Source organism: Lactobacillus sp. X-49 (assembly GCF_057063645.1).
The window spans coordinates 1-5,419 of the sequence record NZ_JBXSQM010000024.1 but is presented as its reverse complement, the minus strand read 5'-3'; the positions used below and the strand labels follow the sequence as shown (position 1 = coordinate 5,419).

Genomic DNA, 5,419 nt, shown 5'->3' with positions numbered 1-5,419 from the left:
CCGCAACACTGAAGTTGCGGTTTTTCTTGATGCGCAGATTACTTATTAATACAAATTAATTATTTTTATTTATCTCCAACGGCAATTCTTGTTGTCTGCATTGAATCTTTAAATTTGTCTTCTTCTTGTAAACAAGATGTTAAGATATCAATCAAATACATATTCGAAAATTGAGAATTAATAAATTTTTCGTTGTCAGTAAATCTGGGATTATAAACATGAAAAATCAAATCACTAATTTGAGCAACAGGATTATCAAGGTAGCTCGTAATCGATACTATTTTTGCAAATTGCTTTTTAGCAATTTTTAAAGTCTCAACAATAGAGTTGGTAGTTCCGCTATTTGAAATTGCTAAAAATAAATCTTTGTTAGTTGAGATACTTGCACGCATTTTCATCCAATTTGGATCAATAAAGCTCTGAGCGTCAAAACCCATTCGCATCAACCGAAGGCCAAAAGCTTCTGCTGAAACACCAGAATTACTTGAACCTATTAAAATAATATGTTCTTGACTTTTTAATAGGTTTATAAATTGTTTGATTGAATTTTGATCAATCATTTGTTGAGTATTTTTAATAACTGTTTGGTAAAAACTAAATACTTCGCTTAAAATATCATTTTCTTGTCTAGATATATTCTTAATTAAATGCTGACTAATGTCTACTTTCATATCGGAATAACTTGTACAACCAATTTTTTTAACAAAACGAGTAACTGTTGCACAGGAAGTTTTAGTATTATGTGCTAACTCAGTTATTTTCATATTATTAATTTTAGGACTGTTTTGTAAAATGTAATCAGCAATGGACCGTTCATTTTTAGAAAAGCGTAAATAATTTTTTTGTATTGCAACAAGTGGGTTCAAAATAAATTCATTCCTTTTGTGATAGTTAAAACATATTGACTTTTTATATTACTAATTATAATGAATTACTATACTTAATGAAAATGATTTTCCTCAAGATTTAATGTTATTAATTATTTTTATTGTTTCATTTAGATCAAATCTAGAAAGCAGCTAATTATCAAAGAATATAGGTAAAAATAAAGTTAAAGCTACTAATGACAGTGTATATTTAAGATTATTTTATCAATTAAATTCTTGGAATTTTTAATTTATGCAAAGAAATTATTTGTTTATTGTGTATTTTATTTGTTTATTATGAAAATTATTTTCCTAAAAATAAAATTGCGCAAATAATTTTCTTGTAATATAATCAATCGTGAAAGGGGTTCCATAAAAATGAAAGAACAACCATATATTTTGCATAATATAAAAATGAAACGAGATGGTGATATTGTAACTATTGAATTGTATCATTCAAAACAGCAACGTACTTATGAATTATTGGCAGGCAATACAGCTAGTGTAAAGGGAATTAATACGAAATTGGCAACTAGTTCTAATGGTATTTTTCAAATTAAAGTACCACGTACAAGTTTGCCCCAATACTTTATTATTAAATCTGAAAATGGTGACTTTTCAACAAATCTATTTACAGAACGAGTGCTTCCTTTGAATAATGCAATTAATATTCGTGACATGGGAGGATATGAATCAAAGGATGGGAGATTTTTAAAGTGGGGGCTTCTTTTCCGTGGGGATCAGCTATCTAAACTGGATAAAAATGATATTGAGGTTTTAACACAGTATCATTTTAAAACCATTGTTGATTATCGTTCACCACATGAACGGCAATATCATCCCAATAAATTTTTATCAACGGTTATACAGGTTTTAAATTGTGACCCCCAGTCAAGTTTTTCTGAAGCTGCAGCTAACGTTGTTGATTTGCGAGGTGAAAACGAAAAACTGGTGCAATCTATAAAAAATGGAGAAGTTCCTAACAAATATCTTAATGACCGTGGCGAAAATGTTATTGAAAGTTACCAAGATTTAATTACATCTCCAGTTGCCAAACAAGCATATGGCAGAATGATCAAGGCAGTGTGTCGCAAAGAAAACTTACCTTTACTTCATCATTGTCGAGGGGGTAAAGACCGAACCGGTTTTGGTTCAATGCTGATCCTACTGTTATTGAATATAAAGGAGGAGGATATTATTCAAGATTATATGATTACCAAAACAATTCGTAAAGATCGAAATCAGCTAAAGTATGATTTGTATCGAGAACTTGTGCAAGAAAAATCATACCTTGATTATTTAATGGCGATGATAGATACAAGAAAAAGTTATATTAAAGCGGCAATTGATAAAATTTACGACCTGTTCGATACTCCAGAAAATTATTTTCAAAAGCATTTTGGCATAACAATGGATGAGATTAATAATGTAAGAAATTTTTATTTAGAAGAAGGAACGCAATATGATAGATAAATCCTCTAATGTAGCTGTTATATTGGCTAGTCATGGCTTTTTTGCAAAAGAAGCTCTACGCAGCGCTGAAATGATTGTAGGAAAACAACAAAATTGTGCATATCTTGCAGTTAAAGAAGATATGAATCTAGAACAAGCAAAAAGCCAAATGGAAAAATTGTTAATGGATCTGGATACTAGTAAAGGAATAATCATTTTATGTGATATTTTAGGAGGCACTCCTTCGAATGTCAGCGGTGCATTTTGCTTAAAACAGGAAAACACTTTGGTATTAAGCGGTTTAAATTTACCAATGCTTTTAGATTTATTTACCAATCGTAATCGAAATTTAAATGAACTAGCCGAGTCACTTGAAAAATCATATAAAATGGGTTTTCAAAATATTTCAGAAAGATTTAGAGAAGAGGAACAAGAAGATGGCAGTGGAATTTTGTAGAATAGATGATCGTTTGATTCATGGACAAGTAGTAACAACCTGGTTAAATATTAAACAAATTGAGCAGGTAATCATTGTTGATGATGCCGTTGCAAAAGACAAGATTCAATCGAACGTTCTAAAAATGAGCGTACCGCGTAACATTAAATTGCATATTTTTACTACAGAAAAATTTTTAAAAATTGTTCCTAATAATCCAGTAACTAGAAGAACAATGCTGTTGTTCGCATCTCCGTTTACAGTGGAAGAAATTGTTGATAATGGTTATAAGATTGAAAAACTAAATATTGGTGGTATTCGTGGTAATGATAAGCGTAAGCAATATACTAAGGCTGTGTTTTTAACAGATGACGAAAAACGTGCATTAGAAAGAATAATGGATCACGGTGTTGATGTTGAAATTCAAATGGTTCCAACTGATGGAGCTGTAAAACTAAGAGAGGTTTTAGAGAAATGAAAGTCTTTATTTTAACTGCTTTAGCTTTTCTTTTAGGAATTGATGATGTTAGCACTAAAATGTTTCGTAGACCGCTTTTGATAGCACCAATTGTTGGTATTATTTTGGGTAATTTACAAGCAGGATTAATTATTGGTGCTACTTTAGAAATTATGTGGATGGGAATCGGTGATGTCGGTGCTTATATGGCACCAGATTTAATTACTGGGACAATGATTAGTACATCGCTTGCAATTATGGGAAATAGTAATGGGTCGATTTCAACTATGGTTGCGACTGCGATCACATTAGCTGTTCCTACATCAATTTTGGCACAACAATTGCTTGTCCTAATTGAAACTGTTAACTGTTCTCTTAACGGCTGGGCTAAGAAGTTAGCTGATAATGCTGATGTAAAAGGAACATATTGGTTGACTTGGCCACCAGCACTTTTATATGGTTTTACTCGTGCATTTCCTACCTTTTTAGCTTTACAGTTTGGTGCAGGAGCTATTCAGCAAGCAATTAATGATTTGCCAAAGTTTATTATCAATGGTTTAAGTACAGCAGGATCAATTATACCATCAGTGGGTATTGCTTTGTTAATGATGACAATGTTGAAAAAAAGAGAACTTTGGATGTTTGTTATTTTAGGATTTGTTCTATCTTCTTATTTAAAATTAGACATTTTACCAATTACTTTGATTGCTATAGTATTTGCTTTCTTGTATGAAAGAGCAACAAGAGAGTTAGCAAATCAAGCAGTTGCAAGTCAACCTGTACAAACAAGTATTGGTGATGAAGATGAGGAGGATTACGACTTATGACCGATGAAAAATTGACTGTGCCAGAACATAAGTTAAACAATCGTGACTTATGGCGTATGTTTATGCGACTGAACACAATGAGAATTACGCTTAATTATGAAACCTTACAGGGTGTAGGTTTCATGCGAGCAATTGCTCCCGCATTAGCTAAAATATATCCTGATAAAAAAGATCTATCTGAAGCAATGAAGCGACACCTTGTTTTTTATAATTCGCATGTTAATTTCGATGCTGTAATTTTAGGTTTATCAGCTGCGATGGAAGAAACTACGCCGGCAGATGAAAAGGAAGGAATCAATCCATTAAAAACAGGTTTAATGGGACCTTTAGCTGGTTTAGGAGATAGTTTAATTAAATTTACTTGGCTGCCAATTGTTGGTAGTATCGGTGCATCAATAGCATTTGGTGGTAGTGTTTTTGGCCCTATCTTAATGTTTATTTTATATAATATTATTAACATGGGTGCACGTTATTATGCAGTTTCTTTTGGTTACAAAAAAGGAATTGATTTTTTAAATAGTAATCAGCAAAGCGATGTTATTCAAAAAATTTCAACGATGGCGAATGTTGTTGGACTAATGGTAGTCGGTGCATTAATTTCTACAGTAATCAAAATAAGTACGCCAATTAAAATTGCGGTCCACTCAAGCGTTTCAAGTAAGGTTGGTAATAACGTAATTAGCTTACAATCAATGTTTGATAAAATAATGCCTGGGTTATTAAGTTTACTTGTGACAACAGCAGTTTACTATATTTTGAAAAAGACTAATGGTAAGCATGCAGCGATGCTCATTATTGCAATGATGGTAATTGTTGTTGGATTAACATATTTCAAGATTTTATAATCAATATTAGGAAATCGTAACGAATTGAGGAAGCAATGTTTCATGTTTGAAGTTTAAATTTTGATATGATTACTTAAGAAATGTCTAAATTTGATTTGATGGATAAAATAAAAAATTTACCAGTCTCACTATCCTTAGTATAATAAAATCTGAGGTGAGATTATGGAAATAGGACCATTGTCAGAATGGGTAACAGCTTGTGCAGAAATCGCAGCAGTTTGTGTTGCATTGTTTTTACCATATTTTGATAAAATGCGTGCAAAACGTAAAAAAACTCGTAATATGAAGATTATGCTTAAGACAATTATCAATAATGCACTAAAAGATAATAATGTTACGGTTTTAGAGTCATTCTTAAAAATAAGTTATTTAGCAAGCGATGATGAAGATGACAAACAAATATTTTCAATTGCTGAACATGCGATTGAAGTCATTAAAGATGATAAACTTTCACAAGAGCAAAAGAATACTGCAATTAAGCAGATAGTTAACTATTTGAATCAATAAAATAAAAAGACACATTTAGTGGATAACGC

Annotated in this window: 7 protein-coding genes; 6 read left to right on the top strand and 1 reads right to left on the bottom strand. The window is 31.4% G+C overall.

Features of this window, described 5'->3' with window-relative positions:
* Positions 1-65: 65 nt before the first annotated feature.
* Positions 66-866 (bottom strand): MurR/RpiR family transcriptional regulator, encoded by an 801-nt coding sequence (locus ACYIAQ_RS08690; RefSeq protein WP_483563439.1) that lies wholly within the window; start codon positions 864-866, stop codon positions 66-68.
* Positions 867-1,244: 378 nt separating this feature from the next.
* Between ACYIAQ_RS08690 and ACYIAQ_RS08685 the strand changes: the two genes are divergently transcribed.
* From ACYIAQ_RS08685 to ACYIAQ_RS08660, 6 genes are all read left to right on the top strand, one after another.
* Positions 1,245-2,339 (top strand): tyrosine-protein phosphatase, encoded by a 1,095-nt coding sequence (locus tag ACYIAQ_RS08685; protein ID WP_483563440.1) that lies wholly within the window; start codon positions 1,245-1,247, stop codon positions 2,337-2,339.
* The gene (locus ACYIAQ_RS08680; protein WP_118907252.1) at positions 2,329-2,775 is read left to right on the top strand and encodes a PTS sugar transporter subunit IIA; all 447 of its coding nucleotides are present in this window, start codon (positions 2,329-2,331) and stop codon (positions 2,773-2,775) included. The genes ACYIAQ_RS08685 and ACYIAQ_RS08680 overlap by 11 nt, the downstream gene beginning before the upstream one ends.
* Positions 2,756-3,232 (top strand): PTS sugar transporter subunit IIB, encoded by a 477-nt coding sequence (locus ACYIAQ_RS08675; protein WP_483563441.1) that lies wholly within the window; start codon positions 2,756-2,758, stop codon positions 3,230-3,232. Before ACYIAQ_RS08680 ends, ACYIAQ_RS08675 begins: the two co-directional genes overlap by 20 nt.
* Positions 3,229-4,038, top strand: coding sequence for a PTS mannose/fructose/sorbose/N-acetylgalactosamine transporter subunit IIC (locus tag ACYIAQ_RS08670; RefSeq protein WP_122021212.1), 810 nt, complete (start codon positions 3,229-3,231; stop codon positions 4,036-4,038). The genes ACYIAQ_RS08675 and ACYIAQ_RS08670 overlap by 4 nt, the downstream gene beginning before the upstream one ends.
* Positions 4,035-4,883, top strand: coding sequence for a PTS system mannose/fructose/sorbose family transporter subunit IID (locus ACYIAQ_RS08665; protein ID WP_483563442.1), 849 nt, complete (start codon positions 4,035-4,037; stop codon positions 4,881-4,883). Before ACYIAQ_RS08670 ends, ACYIAQ_RS08665 begins: the two co-directional genes overlap by 4 nt.
* 162 nt (positions 4,884-5,045) lie before the next feature.
* Positions 5,046-5,390, top strand: a complete 345-nt coding sequence (locus ACYIAQ_RS08660; RefSeq protein ID WP_483563443.1) for a hypothetical protein — start codon at positions 5,046-5,048, stop codon at positions 5,388-5,390.
* Positions 5,391-5,419 lie beyond the last annotated feature (29 nt).